The sequence below is a fragment of the Pantoea rodasii genome, assembly GCF_002095465.1.
Classification (GTDB): Bacteria; Pseudomonadota; Gammaproteobacteria; order Enterobacterales; family Enterobacteriaceae; genus Pantoea; species Pantoea rodasii.
Window position 1 is genome coordinate 23,951 of the sequence record NZ_MLFP01000002.1, and the last position, 16,935, is coordinate 40,885.

At 54.8% G+C, this 16,935-nt stretch carries 16 protein-coding genes; 8 read left to right on the forward strand and 8 right to left on the reverse strand.

Features of this window, described 5'->3' with window-relative positions; translation table 11 throughout:
* Window positions 1-189: 189 nt before the first annotated feature.
* Entirely contained in the window at window positions 190-2,388 is a 2,199-nt protein-coding gene (katG, locus tag HA45_RS02485; RefSeq protein WP_100702171.1) for a catalase/peroxidase HPI, read from the forward strand.
* Window positions 2,389-2,429: 41 nt separating this feature from the next.
* Here the strand turns inward: katG and HA45_RS02490 are convergent, their stop codons facing one another.
* From HA45_RS02490 to HA45_RS02505, 4 genes are all read right to left on the reverse strand, one after another.
* Entirely contained in the window at window positions 2,430-2,846 is a 417-nt protein-coding gene (locus HA45_RS02490) for a helix-turn-helix domain-containing protein (RefSeq protein WP_100702172.1), read from the reverse strand.
* The gene (locus HA45_RS02495; protein WP_100702711.1) at window positions 2,843-3,154 is read right to left on the reverse strand and encodes a type II toxin-antitoxin system HigB family toxin; all 312 of its coding nucleotides are present in this window, start codon (window positions 3,152-3,154) and stop codon (window positions 2,843-2,845) included. Before HA45_RS02495 ends, HA45_RS02490 begins: the two co-directional genes overlap by 4 nt.
* Before the next feature lie 118 nt (window positions 3,155-3,272).
* A complete protein-coding gene (locus tag HA45_RS02500) occupies window positions 3,273-4,043 on the reverse strand; it encodes an amidohydrolase (protein ID WP_100702173.1) in 771 nt (256 codons plus the stop codon).
* Window positions 4,031-5,191 carry a pyridoxal phosphate-dependent aminotransferase gene (locus HA45_RS02505; RefSeq protein WP_100702174.1) on the reverse strand — a complete coding sequence of 387 codons (1,161 nt, stop codon included), beginning with the start codon at window positions 5,189-5,191 and terminating at the stop codon, window positions 4,031-4,033. The genes HA45_RS02500 and HA45_RS02505 overlap by 13 nt, the downstream gene beginning before the upstream one ends.
* 132 nt (window positions 5,192-5,323) lie before the next feature.
* Between HA45_RS02505 and HA45_RS02510 the strand changes: the two genes are divergently transcribed.
* Genes HA45_RS02510 through HA45_RS02520 form a run of 3 tightly spaced genes read left to right on the forward strand, consistent with a single transcriptional unit; the run spans window position 5,324 to window position 7,162 of the window.
* Window positions 5,324-5,938 carry a methylthioribulose 1-phosphate dehydratase gene (locus HA45_RS02510; RefSeq protein ID WP_100702175.1) on the forward strand — a complete coding sequence of 205 codons (615 nt, stop codon included), beginning with the start codon at window positions 5,324-5,326 and terminating at the stop codon, window positions 5,936-5,938.
* The gene (gene mtnC / locus HA45_RS02515) at window positions 5,935-6,618 is read left to right on the forward strand and encodes an acireductone synthase (protein ID WP_100702176.1); all 684 of its coding nucleotides are present in this window, start codon (window positions 5,935-5,937) and stop codon (window positions 6,616-6,618) included. Before HA45_RS02510 ends, mtnC begins: the two co-directional genes overlap by 4 nt.
* A gap of 1 nt (window position 6,619) precedes the next feature.
* On the forward strand, window positions 6,620-7,162 hold the full coding sequence (locus HA45_RS02520; protein ID WP_100702177.1) for a 1,2-dihydroxy-3-keto-5-methylthiopentene dioxygenase: 543 nt from the start codon (window positions 6,620-6,622) through the stop codon (window positions 7,160-7,162).
* Between the two features lie 88 nt (window positions 7,163-7,250).
* On the opposite strand, the gene mtnA is transcribed toward HA45_RS02520, so the two are convergent.
* On the reverse strand, window positions 7,251-8,270 hold the full coding sequence (mtnA, locus tag HA45_RS02525) for an S-methyl-5-thioribose-1-phosphate isomerase (RefSeq protein WP_100702178.1): 1,020 nt from the start codon (window positions 8,268-8,270) through the stop codon (window positions 7,251-7,253).
* Window positions 8,271-8,375: 105 nt separating this feature from the next.
* Between mtnA and mtnK the strand changes: the two genes are divergently transcribed.
* Window positions 8,376-9,575: an S-methyl-5-thioribose kinase gene (gene mtnK / locus HA45_RS02530; RefSeq protein ID WP_100702179.1), complete on the forward strand. Its 1,200-nt coding sequence runs from the start codon at window positions 8,376-8,378 to the stop codon at window positions 9,573-9,575.
* A 105-nt stretch (window positions 9,576-9,680) separates the two neighbouring features.
* Here the strand turns inward: mtnK and fadE are convergent, their stop codons facing one another.
* The gene (gene fadE / locus HA45_RS02535; protein ID WP_100702180.1) at window positions 9,681-12,125 is read right to left on the reverse strand and encodes an acyl-CoA dehydrogenase FadE; all 2,445 of its coding nucleotides are present in this window, start codon (window positions 12,123-12,125) and stop codon (window positions 9,681-9,683) included.
* Between the two features lie 243 nt (window positions 12,126-12,368).
* Between fadE and lpcA the strand changes: the two genes are divergently transcribed.
* Window positions 12,369-12,947, forward strand: a complete 579-nt coding sequence (lpcA, locus tag HA45_RS02540; protein ID WP_100702181.1) for a D-sedoheptulose 7-phosphate isomerase — start codon at window positions 12,369-12,371, stop codon at window positions 12,945-12,947.
* Window positions 12,948-12,997: 50 nt separating this feature from the next.
* On the forward strand, window positions 12,998-13,765 hold the full coding sequence (locus HA45_RS02545) for a class II glutamine amidotransferase (protein WP_100702182.1): 768 nt from the start codon (window positions 12,998-13,000) through the stop codon (window positions 13,763-13,765).
* On the opposite strand, the gene dpaA is transcribed toward HA45_RS02545, so the two are convergent.
* Window positions 13,736-14,479, reverse strand: coding sequence for a peptidoglycan meso-diaminopimelic acid protein amidase (gene dpaA / locus HA45_RS02550; protein ID WP_100702183.1), 744 nt, complete (start codon window positions 14,477-14,479; stop codon window positions 13,736-13,738). The two genes, HA45_RS02545 and dpaA, sit on opposite strands and share 30 nt — an antisense overlap.
* Before the next feature lie 243 nt (window positions 14,480-14,722).
* Between dpaA and dinB the strand changes: the two genes are divergently transcribed.
* On the forward strand, window positions 14,723-15,778 hold the full coding sequence (gene dinB / locus HA45_RS02555) for a DNA polymerase IV (protein WP_100702184.1): 1,056 nt from the start codon (window positions 14,723-14,725) through the stop codon (window positions 15,776-15,778).
* Between the two features lie 82 nt (window positions 15,779-15,860).
* On the opposite strand, the gene HA45_RS02560 is transcribed toward dinB, so the two are convergent.
* On the reverse strand, window positions 15,861-16,925 hold the full coding sequence (locus tag HA45_RS02560; protein ID WP_100702185.1) for a sugar ABC transporter substrate-binding protein: 1,065 nt from the start codon (window positions 16,923-16,925) through the stop codon (window positions 15,861-15,863).
* Window positions 16,926-16,935: the final 10 nt, after the last annotated feature.

Below are 16,935 nucleotides of genomic sequence, written 5' to 3' on the forward strand. Positions count from 1 at the left end.
ACGATCCCGCTCACTACCGTAGAGTGCGCATTCAGGCGCACCAAAGTGTAAACCTCCACTTTTTGTGCGCCATGTCACACGCTGCGCTTGAAAGACAGTAACTATCAAAACCTTCGGTTCATCCAAATATATTCTTTCACAATGTGCGGTTATCTTTACCGGACAATGTGAAGCAAACGGAGCCGAAAAATGAGCACGCAAGATAATAACGATAATGTAGCCGCCTCAGGCAAATGCCCCTTCCATCATGGGGCGTCTGAAGAAAAAAGCGTACTGGCACGCGGCGCCGGAAGCGGGACAACCAACCGCGACTGGTGGCCGAATATGTTACGTGTCGATCTGTTAAATCAGCACTCCAGCCGTTCCAATCCCCTCAGTGAAAACTTCAATTACCGCGACGAGTTCAGCAAGCTGGATTATCCGGCGCTGAAAGCTGACATCCGCGCTATCCTCACCGATTCTCAATCCTGGTGGCCAGCCGACTGGGGCAGCTATATTGGGCTGTTCATTCGCATGGCGTGGCACAGTGCCGGTACTTACCGCACCGTGGATGGTCGTGGCGGTTCCGGCCGTGGTCAGCAGCGTTTTGCACCGCTTAACTCCTGGCCAGATAACGTCAGCCTCGATAAAGCGCGTCGCCTGCTGTGGCCGGTGAAGCAAAAATACGGTCAGAAAATTTCCTGGGCCGACCTCTATATCCTCGCGGGTAACGTCTCTCTGGAGAACGCAGGCTTCCGCACCTTCGGCTTTGGTGCCGGTCGTGAAGACGTGTGGGAACCGGATATGGATGTGGATTGGGGTAACGAGACCGAATGGCTGGCGCACCGCCATCCAGAAAGTCTGGCCAACGCACCGGTGGGTGCCACCGAAATGGGCCTGATTTACGTCAACCCGGAAGGGCCAGAAGCGAGTGGCGATCCGAAGTCAGCGGCGCCAGCGATTCGCGCCACCTTCGGCAATATGGGCATGAACGATGAAGAGATCGTCGCGCTGATTGCCGGTGGTCATACCTTGGGCAAAACGCATGGTGCGGCAGCTGCCAGCCATGTGGGTGTCGATCCAGAAGCTTCACCGCTGGAAGCGCAGGGCCTCGGCTGGAACAGCAGCTACGGCAGCGGTGCCGGTGCGGATGCCATTACTTCCGGCCTTGAAGTGGTGTGGACGCAGACGCCAACGCAGTGGAGCAACTACTTCTTCGAGAACCTGTTCAAATACGAATGGGTGCAGACACACAGCCCAGCGGGCGCGATCCAGTTTGAAGCGGTGAATGCAGAAGCGATCATTCCTGACCCATTCGATCCTGAGAAAAAGCGCAAGCCAACCATGTTGGTGACCGACCTGACGCTGCGATTCGATGAAGAGTTCGGCAAGATCTCGCGTCGCTTCCTCAACGATCCGCAGGCCTTTAATGAAGCCTTTGCCCGCGCCTGGTTCAAATTGACGCACCGCGATATGGGGCCAAAAGCGCGTTACATCGGCCCGGAAGTGCCAAAAGAAGATCTGATCTGGCAGGATCCGTTGCCAGCTGCCATCCATCAGCCAACCGCCGATGAGATCACCGATCTGAAAGCGAAAATTGCCGCATCCGGCCTGAGCGTGAGCCAATTGGTTTCGGCTGCCTGGGCTTCGGCATCGTCCTTCCGTGGCGGCGACAAACGCGGCGGTGCGAACGGTGCGCGTCTGGCACTGGCACCGCAAAACACTTGGGCGGTGAATGCCAGCGTGGTACACGATGTGCTGCCAACCCTGCAGAAAATTCAGCAAGAGTCTGGCAAAGCGTCACTGGCCGATATCATCGTACTGGCGGGCAGCGTGGGCATTGAACTGGCTGCGGCAGCGGCGGGTGTGGCGGTGCAAGTGCCGTTTACGCCAGGTCGTGTGGATGCGCGTCAGGATCAGACTGAGGTTGAGTCATTCGACGTGCTGCAACCGCTGGCAGATGGTTTCCGCAACTATCGCCGTATTGCGGGCGGCTCATCAACTGAAACCCTGCTGCTGGATAAAGCCCAACAGCTGACGCTGAGCGCACCGGAATTAACCGTGCTGCTGGGTGGCCTGCGCGTGCTAGGCACCCACTTCGACGGCAGCCAGCAAGGTGCATTCACCGACCGTGTTGGTGTATTGAGCAATGATTTCTTTGTGAATCTGCTGGATATGCGCACTGCATGGCGCGCTACCGATGAGAGTGAAGAGCGTTTTGAAGGTCGCGATCGTGCCAGCGGTGAAGTGAAGTTCAGTGCCACGCGTGCCGATCTGGTATTTGGTTCCAACGCCATCCTGCGCGCACTGTCTGAAGTCTACGCCAGCAGCGATGCCAAACAGAAGTTCGTCAATGACTTCGTGGCCGCCTGGACCAAAGTGATGAATCTGGACCGCTTCGAGCTGTAATCGAACTAAAGCCGCAGCGCTCACACGCTGCGGCTTTACTTTTAATCTTCGCGAAAGGCTTCGAATGGCAGGTTAAAACGCTTAGCCAGTGCGGCTTTGTGTTTATCGGTTAGCATACGTTCACCTTTCAAAATACGGCTAACATAAGAGCGCTGACCAATTTCCTGAGTGAAAGATGATTGATTTAAACCATGTTGATCCATCAAAACTCGCAGCAGCGCGACTCCGCCCGGCAGGATCTTAACGCGTGAATTGAAGGCTGCAAACTCCGGCGCATGCTCTTCGTATTTCGCGACTTTATCAGTCAGCATATCAATCAGCGGATGAGAAGGTTGATGCTCCACCAAATACTCAACCAGCTCTAACGCTTGCTCATAATCTGCTTTCGATTGACTACCGCCAAGCAGGGGCACGGCTTTAATCAGGTTATCTGAGGCCTGAATAGCTTCGGCGATCATTCTTTGTTCTCCCGATAGAACTTAACCAATTTATCGTATTCAGCATGAGTACTGATGTGCTTAATGAAAATACGCCCAGCGATGAAGTCGGCAAAAAACATCAACCTAAGATTGTTGCCACCAACATTGATCACCCACCATTTCACCCGATACTTCATTCGATCCAGGCTTGGAAAAAAGTCTTTAAGTGCCTCTGGATCGGCAAAATCTCTGCCATGTAAAGTGCGGTAAGTGGCGTCCAGTGCAGCTGCATCATTGGGAAAGCGCAGTGCAGCTTCAGCAAACATCTTCCTTGAAATAACGTGCATCATTCCCTCGGCATGTTCCAACATGGAAACATTGTAGTCGAAACGAGGGGTGTTTCCAATGTGGAAACAAAAAATAATGAGAGAGATAAAGCCGCGTCAGAGAGACGCGGCAAGACATTTACTTCAATGTATACCCATCGGCATCGCGCCACGCCGGGAAGCGTTCGCGGTAGGCTTGCAGATCGTCCAGCGACAACTCTGCGTCCAGACGAGTGCGGGCGAAAGGTTCGCCTGCGGCCAGAATCTCGCCCAGTGGCGAAATGATCCGGCTATCACCGCTGTATTGATGGCTGTTGCCGTCGCTGCCGACGCGGTTGCAACCCGCAACGTAGGCCTGATTTTCAATGGCACGCGCTAATAGTAAAGACTGCCAATGCAGCGCACGTGGCGCGGGCCAGTTGGCGACGTACAGCGCCAGATCGTAATCATTGTGATTGCGGGAGAACACCGGGAAACGCAGGTCGTAGCAAATCTGCGGCAGAATGCGCCAGCCACGCCAGGTAAACACTTCGCGCGTGTCACCCGCGACATAATGCTCATGCTCATTGGCCATGCGGAACAGATGGCGTTTGTCATACTGATGCACGGTGCCATTCGGCTCCACCAGCAGAAAACGGTTCACGGCGCCTTTTTCGGTTTGAATCGCCGCGCTGCCGCCCACTAACGCATTGCTGGTTTTGGCATGGCCGTGCAGCCAATCGATCACCTGCTGCTGCGGCAGCGAACTCTCCGCCGCTTCCATGGCAAAACCCGTGGTGAACATTTCAGGCAGCAGAATCAGATCGCGGCCTTCAATGCCTTTCAATACGCCGTCAAAGTGTCGCAGATTGGCTTCACCATCCATCCAGCTCAGGGTTTCTTGCAGAACGGTAATTTTCAAAGCTGACATAAGCGCTCCGCAGCGGCGATAAGCGTCGCTTCCTGTTTGGCAAAGCACAGGCGAATCAGCTTGTGCGGGAACGGATCGGCGCAGAACACCGACAGCGGAATCGCCGCCACGCCGACTTCTTTGGTCAGCCACTGGCAGAAACTCACGTCATCCAGATCGGAAATGGCGCTGTAATCCAGCAGCACGAAATAGGTGCCTTCGCACGGCAGGACCTTGAAGCGACTGCCTGACAAGGCTTCCACCAGGCAATCACGGCGTGCGCGGTAAAATGCTGGCAAATCACGATAGTGTTCCGGCTCCTGACGCAGCATATCGGCAATCGCTAACTGCGCCGGGGTATTCACCGAGAAGGTAAGATATTGATGCACCTTGCGGATTTCCGCGCTGATCGCTGCAGGCGCGATGCAGTAGCCGACCTTCCAGCCGGTCATATGGAACGTTTTACCGAATGATGAAACGGCAATCGCGCGCTGGCGCAGCTCAGCATGCGCCAACACGCTGGCATGGCCTTCTTCATCAAAGCAGATGTGCTCGTAGACTTCATCGCTCAGCACATAAATTTCCTGCTCGGCGATGGCCTGCCACAGCTCGGCATAATCGCTCTTACGCCACACGGTAGCGGAAGGATTGTGCGGGGTGTTCAGGATCACTAAACGGGTTTTCGCGCTCAGCAGGCTGCGGAATTCGCTCCAGTCCACGCGAAATCCCGGTGGCTGTAATGCAATACGTTTCAGCACGCCACCAGCCAGTTGCACCGCCGGTGCGTAACTGTCATAGCTAGGATCGAAACAGATCACTTCATCGCCCGGACGCACCAGCGCGGTGATAGCGGCATACAGCGCTTCAGTCGCGCCTGCGGTGACGGTGATATCACTGTTTACATCGGGTTTGTGCCCATACAGCTCGACGGTTTTATCGGCAATCGCTTCGCGCAGTGGTAACACACCGGTCATTGGCGCATATTGGTTTGCGCCCTGGCTAACATGATAAGCCAGACGATCCTGTAAATAACGCGGGCCGTCAAAATCCGGAAAACCCTGTGAAAGGTTGATGGCGTTGTGCTGCGCGGCAAGGGCGCTCATTTGCGTAAAAATCGTGGTGCCGAGCGCCGGTAGCTTGCTCTCGGGGATCAGGTTGTGCTGCGTCATTATTAGATGGCCTTAAGCGCGAATGTCGATGCGGAGAAACCCTGTGTTGCTGCCACTCTACACAGGATGCTAATATTTGGCAATCGAGACGCTTAGACGTCTAAAACTAACCTGCGGAGCTTCACCCTCACTATGACGGATTTTCTCCCACTGGAACATTTAGTGGCCGCGTGTCACTGGATTGGCGCGAAAGGCTGGGCACCGGCCACCGGCGGCAACATGTCGGTGCGTCAGGACGCCGAGTATTGTCTGCTGAGCGCATCGGGCAAAGATAAAGGCAGCCTGACGCGTGATGATTTCATACAGGTTGAAATTGCCACCAACAGCGTACCTTCCGGGCGTAAACCCTCGGCGGAAACCGGGCTGCATACTTTGATTTATCGCCTGTTTCCGCAGGCTGGCGCCGTGCTGCATACGCACACGGTGAACTCCACCGTGCTGTCGCGAGTGGAAAAAGGGCATGCGCTGTTACTGAGCGGTTATGAAATGCAGAAAACCCTCGCCGGACAGGACACGCATCTGAATACCATCGCCATTCCCCTGTTTGATAACGATCAGGACATTGATGCGCTGGCGCAACGTATTGAAACCTTCGCGGCGGACGCACCGATGCAATATGCCTTCCTGCTGCGCGGACATGGCTTGACCTGTTGGGGTAAAGACGTCAACGAAGCGCGTCGCCATTTGGAAGGTCTGGAATTCCTGTTTGAATGTGAACTGCAACGTCGATTGCTGGAGACGAAATGATTCGCGCGATTGTTACCGATATTGAAGGCACCACCAGTGATATTCAGTTTGTGCACAACGTCCTGTTCCCTTATGCACGTCAGCATCTGGCGGCATTTGTGCGTGAAAACCAAGCGGATGAGAAGGTCATTGCGGCGCTGAACGCCGTGCGTGAAGAATCAGCGGCGCCACAGGCATCACTGGATGAGGTGATCGCCACGCTGATTGGTTACATCGATGAGGATCGCAAATCACCGGGCCTGAAAGCGTTGCAGGGGATGATCTGGCGTGCCGGTTACGTTGAAGGCCAGTTCACCGGTCACCTCTATCCGGATGTGCTGCCCGCTTTTGAGCGCTGGCAGCAGCAGGGCATCGCGCTGTATGTATATTCCTCGGGTTCTGTGCCTGCGCAGAAACTGTTATTTGGCTACAGCGATGAAGGTGATTTAACCTCGCTGTTTAGCGGCTATTTTGATACCGCCGTCGGTGCCAAGCGTGAAACCCAGTCGTATCACAACATCGCCGAACAGATTGGCCTGGCGCCTTCATCGCTACTGTTCCTGTCTGATATTCATCAGGAACTGGACGCCGCGACGGAAGCCGGCTGGCACACATTGCAGTTAATTCGTGGCGAGGCCGATAACGCCAGTCGCCATCATCAGGTAAACGATTTTTCGCAGATTAATCCGGAGTCGATTTAACATGAGTGCACTGACTATTTTTAGCGATACCGAATCCAGCCAGCCGGTGTGGCACAGTACCGATGCCGAGGCAATTCGTGAGCGTCTGAATGCCAAAAACGTCCGCTTCGAACGCTGGGAAGCCGATCGCGATCTGGGAAAAGATCCTGACGCGGATACGGTGATCAAAGCCTATCAGCACGCCATTGATCGTCTGGTGGCAGAGAAGGGCTATCAGAGCTGGGATGTGCTGAGCATGCGGGCCGATAACCCGAACAAAGCGACGCTGCGTGAAAAATTCCTCAACGAGCATACGCACAGCGAAGATGAAGTGCGTTTCTTCGTCGAAGGTTCTGGCCTGTTCTGCCTGCATATTGGCAACGAGGTGTACCAGATTCTGTGCGAGAAGAACGATCTGATTTCAGTGCCTGAAGGCACGGCGCACTGGTTTGATATGGGTTCTGAACCGCACTTCACCGCGATTCGTATTTTCGATAATCAGGAAGGCTGGGTCGCTAACTTTACGGGCGACAAGATTGCGGATGCCTATCCCCGTCTGGCGTGACGAAAAGTGCGTTTAACGCGCGCACGGTAAAATGAGATAAGCCATTTAAGGGTCGCCATTGATGGCGACCTTGTCATTCATGGCGCGTTTAAGGCTGGAAAATCCCTTCCTTAACCTGTTCAGGCGTCACCACGCCGGTATCCAACACCCAGCCGCTGATCAAGGCGGCAGGCGTGACATCAAACGCCGGGTTATAGACCGCTGCATTCTCCGGTGCCCACTGCACGCTACCAAAACTGCCTGACACGCCGGTCACTTCGCTGGCGGCACGCTGCTCAATCGGAATCGCATCGCCGTTCGGGCAGAGGCGATCCAGCGTGGTGTGCGGCGCAGCGACATAGAACGGAATACCGTGATAATGCGCCAGCACCGCCAGGCTATAGGTGCCAATTTTGTTGGCGACATCGCCATTGGCGGCAATTCGATCCGCGCCGACCCAAATCGCATCGACCACGCCGCGCGCCATCAAACTCGCGGCCATCGAGTCAGTGATCAGTTGATAAGGAATGTTCAGCTCGCCCAGTTCCCACGCGGTTAAGCGACCGCCCTGCAACAGCGGACGCGTTTCATCCACCCAAACGTTTTTCACTAAACCTTGCTGATGGGCATGCGCAATCACCCCTAGCGCCGTACCGACACCTGCGGTGGCGAGGCCGCCGGTATTGCAGTGCGTCAGCAGCTGGCTGCCGGGCTTGACCAGCGCCGTACCGGCACGGGCAATGTTGTCACACAACAACTTATCTTCCGCCACCAGACGCAACGCTTCGACGCTCAGGGCGCTAACGTGGTCACTCTCCGCCAGCGCAATCTTCATGCGATCCAGATTGTTCATCAGATTGACGGCAGTAGGGCGCGACGCACGCAACACCTCCAGCGCCTCCGCCAATTCCGCGCGGTTCACACCTTGCTCGCCCAGCAGCGCCAGCAGCAAGCTGGCTGATAGGCCAATCAGCGGGGCTCCACGTACACGCAGCGCATGGATATGATCGACCAGCTGCGCCACAGTGTGCGCAGGCAGCCAGTTTTGTTGTTGTGGTAGTGCTTGCTGGTCGAGGATCCACAGTTGGTTATCGCGGACCTCAAGGCTGGTGGTACGAAGTGTTTGCATGGTGTGAAATCCCTGTTGCGTTAATAGCGGCTATTGTGCCAACATGCGTGACGGATGTATAGACGTCCAAACGGCTTATTACTATCGAATGTCGAGGAACAGGCAATGTCGCAATACCGTACCTTCACCGCTGCTGATGCGGTGGAATATGCTAAAAAATTTGGCGGTGTGGACGATCCGTCAGCGCTGGTGAGCGCAGAGGAGATCGGCGATGGCAATCTCAACCTGGTCTTTAAGATTTTTGATAACCAAGGCCAGAGCCGCGTAGTGGTGAAACAGGCGCTGCCATACGTACGTTGCGTGGGTGAATCCTGGCCGTTAACGCTGGATCGCGCGCGCCTTGAAGCGCAGACCCTGGTCGAACATTACAAACACTGTCCGGAACATACGGTTAACGTCACGCATTACGATGCCGAACTGGCGGTGATGGTGATGGAAGATCTCTCCAGCCAGCGTATCTGGCGCGGTGAACTGGTAAAGGGTGCTTATTATCCAGAAGCGGGCCGCCAGTTAGGTGAGTATCTGGCGCAGACGTTGTTCCATACCTCTGATTTCTTCCTGCACCCGCATAAGAAAAAAGCGGAAGTGGCGCGTTTCATCAACCCGGAAATGTGCGAAATCACCGAAGACCTGTTCTTCAACGATCCGTTTATCGATCACGAGCGTAATAAATACCCGGCAGCGCTGGAGTCGCTGGTGGTGAGTCTGCGCACCGACAACACATTAAAAATCGCCGTGGCCGGGCTGAAACATCGTTTCTTTGCGGATGCTGAAGCGTTGCTGCACGGCGATGTGCACAGCGGTTCCATCTTCGTGGCTGATGGCAGCCTGAAAGTGATCGATGCCGAGTTCGGTTACTTCGGCCCGATGGGCTTTGATATCGGCAGTGCGATCGGCAATCTGCTGATCAACTACTGCTGCCTGCCGGGCCTGCTGGCCCCGCGTGAAGCGGCAGAAGGGCGTGAGCGTCGTCTGAGCGACGTACATGAAGTGTGGAGCCAATTCTCCAGCCGCTTCCTGGAACTGGCTCATGCCAGGACGTCCGATGTGGCGCTGGCCTATCCGGGCTATGCGGAAGCCTTCCTGCGTAAAGTGTGGAGTGACACCATTGGCTACTGTGGAACCGAGTTGATTCGCCGTACGGTGGGCATGTCACACGTGGCAGATTTCAAACAGATTGCTGATGATACGATGCGTACCGAATGTATCCGTAACTGCATCACGCTAGGTCGCACGCTGATTCTGGCATCGGACCATATTGCGGATGTGGATGCACTGATCGCGCGGATTCGTCAGGCGGGTTGAACCGATCTGTAGCGGCGAAAAATCACATGCCAGAGGCGGCCTTGAGGCCGCCTGAAACGAATAATGGCGCACCAGGGCGCGCCATTATAATCCTCTTCGGTACGGTTATGCCGCTTCACTGGCACGAGGGCTGCGCTTCTCCTGCGGCTTCGGTGCGGCCAGCGCTTCCGGCGCAAAGTCATCCACGTTAATCACTTTCAGGCGACTGACTTCTGCGCGCGTCAGCACTTTGGCTTCGCTTTCGTCAATCCAGCCCTCTTTCAACGCACGCTGTGCCAGAACATCCAGTTGAGTGAACGACAGATGTTTTTTCTGCTGTTTACAGATTCTGTCATGAATCACCTCAGCCGCCATCACATCCTGCAACGCCTGCTCCAGCTGACCTGCCGGATTGTGCTCACTTGGCGTTAAATACATGCCACGACCCAAACGTGTGCGAGTAGCAGACGGCAGCTGCAGCAGTTTCGCAAGCTGATGATCCAGCTTGTCTGATGGTGCCGGGCAGTGTTTGCCACCGGCGAAAATCACCAGGCGCAGTGCACCCGCCACTAAACGATTAGGGAAGTTGCGCAGCAGATCGTCCATCGCCACTTCAGCCTGATGCAGCGCATCCTGCACACCCCAATGAACCAGCGGCAGATCGGCCACATTACGGCCTTCGTCGTCATAGCGTTTCAGGGTGGCAGAGGCCAAATACATCTGGCTCAACACATCACCCAGGCGGGCTGATATGCGTTCACGACGCTTCAGGCTGCCGCCCAGCACCGCCATCGACACATCCGACAGCAGCGCAAGGTTAGCGCTCAGGCGGTTCAGTTGCTGATAGTAGCGGCGCGTCACGTCACGAGTAGGCGCTGAGCTGGTCCGGCCGCCGGTCAGGCCGAGCCACAGGCTGCGCACTTTGTTACTGCCAACATGGCCAATATGGCTGAACAGCGCGCGGTCAAAGGTCACTAAATCGTTGTTCGCAGCGGCATTCATCTCTTCCAGCACCCACGGATGACAGCGAATTGCACCCTGGCCAAAGATAATCATGCTGCGGGTCAGAATGTTTGCGCCTTCCACGGTAATCGCTATTGGTGCACCCTGATAAGCGCGCGCCAGGAAGTTGTTTTCGCCGAGCATGATGCCTTTGCCGCCCGCGATATCCATTGCATCAATAATCGCGCGCTGGCCGCGATGGGTGCAGTGGTACTTCACGATGGCCGACAGAACCGCCGGTTTTTCACCAAGCATGATGCCGCTGGTGATCAGCGTAGCCGCCGCATCCATCACGTAAGTGTTACCCGCAATACGCGCCAGGGGTTCCTCGATCCCCTCCATCTTGCCAATGGAAACTTTGAACTGACGACGAATATGGGCATAAGCACCGGTGGCCAGCGCAATGCTTTTCAGGCTGCCGGTCGAGTTGGAAGGCAAGGTGATGCCGCGACCCACTGACAGACACTCCACCAGCATGCGCCAGCCCTGACCGGCCATGACGGGTCCACCGATGATGAAATCAATCGGCACAAAAATATCTTTGCCGCGCGTTGGGCCGTTCTGGAACGGGACGTTGAGTGGGAAGTGGCGTTGACCAATCTCCACGCCCGGCGTTTGTGTGGGTATCAGCGCACAGGTGATGCCCAACTCTTCGGTGTCACCCAGCAGATGATCGGGATCGGAGAGTTTGAACGCCAGGCCCAGCACGGTGGCAATCGGTGCCAGCGTAATGTAACGCTTGTTCCAGGTCAGGCGCATCCCCAGCACCTGCTGTCCTTGCCATTCACCCATGCACACCACGCCGGTGTCCGGAATGGCACCGGCATCTGAACCGGCTTCCGGGCTGGTCAATGCGAAGCACGGAATTTCATCCCCACGCGCCAGACGCGGCAGATAGTGATCTTTCTGTTCGTCAGTGCCGTAATGCTGCAGCAATTCGCCTGGGCCGAGTGAGTTAGGCACGCCTACGGTAATCGCCAGGATGCCGGAGACACCGGCCAATTTTTGCAACACGCGCGCCTGAGCATAGGCAGAGAATTCCAGTCCGCCATACTCTTTCTTGATGATCATGGCGAAGAAACGATGCTGCTTGAGATAAGCCCACAGCTCCGGCGGTAAATCGGCCAGTTCGTGGGTGATCTGGAAATCATTGGCCATTCGACAGGCTTCTTCCACTGGACCTTCAAGGAAGGCTTGCTCCTCTTCCGTCAAACGCGGCTGCGGATAGCTATGCAGCTTCTGCCAGTCTGGCTTGCCACGGAACAAATCGCCTTCCCACCAGGTTGTACCCGCGTCGATGGCTTCTTTTTCGGTGCGTGACATCGGCGGCATCACTTTCTGGAAGCTGTGCAACGCCGGTTTGGAGAACATGCTGCGACGCATCGCGGGCAGATTGAAAGGCAGCAGTATGATCGCCAGTGGCAGCAACAGCCAGGGCGTCCATAAGCCAGCGGCAGCGATGGCAGCTGTCCACAACAGCAATATCATGCTGCTCAGCCGCAGTGAGACTTGATGATAAAAGAGGACGCTAATTAAAATCAGCGTCGCGACAATCGAGGCAAGCAACATAATGAACCGCTCCGTAAGTTGTAAGAGGTCTGACCTGTTATGCGTTAAGGTTTAGAGCAGTGGGCGGGTTTTAGCAATCTGTTTACATCGCAATTACAACGGAACTCACAAAATCGCACTCAGTGGACATCAACAGAGCAATTACGGCTAACCCTGTGCATTTTTCCCCGATGCAGGCGCTTTGCGGCTTTCTCCCATTCCGTTAAACTTGCTGGGCAAATCTTTCCTCTAAAGGACATCCCTATGTATCAGGACATTATTCGCTCAGAACTTAATGAAGCAGCCGATACGCTCAACAAGTTCCTGAGTGACGAAGCGAACATTCATGCGATTCAGCGCGCGGCCGTGCTGCTGGCAGACAGCTTCAAAGCGGGCGGCAAAGTGCTGTCCTGCGGCAACGGTGGCTCTCACTGTGATGCGATGCACTTTGCTGAAGAGCTGACGGGTCGCTACCGTGAAAATCGTCCTGGCTACCCGGCGATTGCCATTTCTGATGTCAGCCATCTTTCCTGCGTCAGTAATGACTTTGGCTATGATTACGTCTTCTCGCGTTACCTTGAAGCCGTGGGCCGCGAAGGTGATGTGCTGCTGGGTCTGTCGACTTCAGGCAACTCCGCTAACATCATCAAAGCCGTGGAAGCCGCACGTGAGAAAGGCATGAAAGTGATCACGCTGACCGGCAAAGATGGCGGTAAAATGGCAGGCACGGCGGATATTGAAATTCGCGTCCCACACTTTGGCTATGCCGACCGCATTCAGGAGATCCATATTAAAGTGATCCACATCCTGATGCTGCTGGTCGAAAAAGAGATGGTTAAGTAATGACGTGTTCCTCCCGTTACGGCGGGAGGTTCTGACTTAAGGCGGTTGCTATGTGCGAATTGCTCGGGATGAGCGCCAATGTCCCCACGGACATCTGTTTCAGTTTTACTGGCCTGGTGCAGCGTGGCGGCGGAACCGGGCCGCACAAAGATGGTTGGGGCATTACGTTTTACGAAGGTAAGGGGTGCCGCACCTTCAAAGATCCGCAGCCGAGTTACAATTCACCCATTGCGCGATTGGTGCAAGAGTATCCGATCAAATCGCACTCCGTGGTGGCGCATATCCGCCAGGCGAATCGTGGTGAAGTGTCGCTGGAAAACACCCATCCGTTCACGCGTGAGCTGTGGGGCCGAAACTGGACCTACGCGCACAATGGGCAGTTGAAAGGCTATAAACAGCTGGAGACCGGCACCTTCCGTCCTGTGGGTGAAACCGACAGTGAGAAAGCATTTTGCTGGATCTTGCATAAATTAGCCGAGCGCTATCCGCGCACGCCGGGTAACTGGCCTGCGGTATTCCGCTACATCGCTGAACTGGCCGCCGAGATGCGTGAAAAGGGCGTGTTTAATATGTTGCTGTCGGACGGACGTTATCTGATGGCATTCTGTTCCACCAATCTCTACTGGATCACGCGTCGTGCGCCGTTTGGCACCGCGAAGCTGCTCGATCAGGATGTGGAGATTGATTTTATGCAGCAAACCACGCCAAAAGATGTCGTGACAGTGATTGCGACACAGCCGCTGACGGGAAATGAAACCTGGCACCGGATAGTGCCAGGCGAATGGGCATTATTTTGCCTGGGTGAGCGCCAGGAATGACTTCGAGGCAGCATCCGGTGTGGAAATCACCGGCGTGCTGTTCACCGCATATTGACCTGTGGTCGTCACGTTCACCGTTGGGGGGACGTGATACTTCTCAAAGTAGGCATAACCCGGCTGCAGTTCGCGCCAGAAGTTGATGTACGTTGAGTAGCGATGACGCTGCATGTTGCTGTCGGTCATATGGAACGGATAGATATTAATCTGCACATCCTGCTGGCCGTTACGCAGCGCAGCATTGACGTAAGTAAAGATCTCATCCATCGATGCATTGGTCATGGCGTAGCAGCCAATCGATACGCAATCACCGTGAATCATCAGATAGTTGCCGTCATAACCTTTATCACGATCGTATTGATTCGGGAATCCGGTATTAATCGCGCGGTAGAAACGGCTGTCAGGTTTTAACTGATTCAGCTTAACGTTATAAAACCCTTCCGGACTTTTAAAATCGCCCTGACGACGCTTAGGCCCTAAACCGCCAGAGAAATTACAAATGCGATAGCTGTCCAGCAAACGATATTCATTACCGATTTTGCCGTACAGTTCCAGCGTACGCTCTTCCTTGAAAATCTGAATAAAAACAGGGGTGCCAAGTAATTGTTTCTTTAACTCTTTGCTCACCGGCGCCGACGGTTGCGTTGGCTCTGGTGAAATGGCCCAGCTAAGGACTGGCATAAGAATCATCGCAAGCAACAATGCGATTCTGCCCATTCTGTGTGTACCTTGAAGTGAAGAGAGACGATGACGCTAAGCGTCTGGGTATTGCATTATCGGAAATATCCGCTACCGCAGCGCAACATTAACATTGTCTGAGGTTTAATCAAGACAGTGTCCGTGAAAATGGTGCATTCCTAAAGGGATTACGACCAGAATTTTGTAAACTTTAATTCGCCGCTCAACAATTATTGCCGAACTTTTTCTCTGCTGTATACTTATCCAGTATTCGGAGGGCGTATGCGCAAAATCATTCATGTTGATATGGACTGCTTTTTCGCAGCAGTTGAAATGCGCGACGATCCTTCATTACGTGATATTCCCATCGCCATTGGCGGCAGCCGGGTACAGCGTGGCGTGATCAGCACTGCCAACTATCCGGCCCGAAAATACGGCGTACGCAGCGCGATGCCAACGGCGACGGCGCTCAAGCTCTGCCCGCATCTGAAACTACTGCCTGGACGCTTTGATGCCTACAAAGAGGCGTCGCGCCAAATCCGCGATATCTTTTCCCGCTATACCGCGCTGATTGAACCCCTGTCGCTTGATGAAGCCTACCTTGATGTCACGGACAGCCTTCACTGTCAGGGCTCGGCCACGCTGATGGCGCAGGCGATACGGGCCGATATCCTGCGTGAAACCGGGTTAACCGCCTCGGCGGGTATTGCACCGATCAAATTCCTCGCCAAGATTGCTTCCGATCTCAATAAGCCTGACGGGCAGTATGTGATCACCCCGCAAGTGATGCCGGACTTTTTACTGACGCTGCCGCTTAGCAAAATCCCCGGCGTTGGCAAAGTGGCGACCAAAAAGCTGGAAGAGATGGGACTGCGCACCTGCGCCGATGTGCAGAGAGCCGATCTCGCTTCGCTGCTTAAAAGATTCGGTAAATTTGGCCGCGTGCTGTGGGAACGCAGCAACGGCATCGATGAGCGCGATGTGGTGGTGGAGCGCGAACGTAAATCGCTCGGCGTTGAGCGAACGCTAATGGAAGATATTCATAGCTGGGAACAGTGTCTGGAAATTATTGATTTTCTGTATGCGGAGCTGGACCGGCGGCTGACCAACATTCGGCCGGACAAACAGATTGCTCGTCAGGGCGTAAAACTCAAATTTAATGATTTCCAGCAAACCACCCAGGAGCACGTCTGGCCGGTGTTGAATAAAGACGACATGATTGCGGTAGCGCGTCAGGCCTGGGATGAACGGCGTGCAGGACGCGGCGTGCGGCTGGTGGGATTGCACGTGACGATGCTGGATCCACAGCTGGAGCGGCAGCTGGTGTTGGGTTGGTAATAACCGGGGCACAACGCATCGTGACCCGGTTGATTTCAACAGCCCATGATAAAGTGCGCATTGAAGCGCACCTGGCGTTAAATCACTTCTTACCGTACTTGGCTTCCAGCGTGGCAAACCACGGCGCCACGAAATCACTGTTCTCGCCCCAGCCTGGAATAATCTTGTTCAACGAGGCCACGTTCACTGCACCTTGCTGGCTGTTCAACTGCTGCTGCGAAATGGCAGACGCTTTGAACTCATAGCTTGCTGGCGTGGTTTCGCCGGCAATCTTATTCGCCACCAGACGCATATTCACTGCGCCGATGGTTTTAGGATCCACCGCCACCGTCTGCACCCACGGACTGTTTTTCTGGTGCATCAACTGCAGATCCTGGTTAGAGACGTCGATGCTGTACAGTTTGATTTCAGTACGGCCATTCTCCTGCAGTGCTTTGTAAGCACCCTGGCTAAAGGCATCCCACGAACCCCAAATGGCATCAATCTTACCTTTCGGGTACTTCGCCAAAATTGCGCCAATCTTGTTGGCGGTATCGCCCTGTACGTCAGAAGAAACCGCACCAATCGACTCCAACTGATGAATACCAGGATTCTCTTTCAGCAATTTTTCATACACCACCTGGCGACGATCCATAGCCGGGAAACCCGCGACCCACAGCTTGACGATGTTAGCTTTGCCGTTGAAATCTTTGATCAGGCTACCGAGTGATTCCTGCGCCAGTGAGGCATCATTCTGTGCGGTGACGGTCACGCCTTCGACAGGCGTATTCACCGGGGTGTCAAACACCGACAGCTTAATACCGGCCGCCGCAATGTGCTGCACTAACGCGGTAGAGTAGGGATCTTTACCGTGCGACAGGATGATGCCGTCATATTTCTGGCTGATCGCCTGATTGACGAAATCCTGGAAACGCGCGTCATCGCCGTTGCTGAGGAAGGTGCTCACCTTGAAGCCCAGCTTGCGGCCTTCCTGAATGGCACCGGCCACGAACTGCGTGGTGTTGTCGTCAGAACCGAGGTTACGGATGATGGCAATGCGAACCGGGCCTTCATGATTGGCAATCACGGCAGGCACCGTTGCGTCAGCGAAAGCGGCCGTGGCGTTCAGCAGGCTTAAGGCCAGCAGCGAAAGGGGTATTTTTTTCATTAGAATCTCT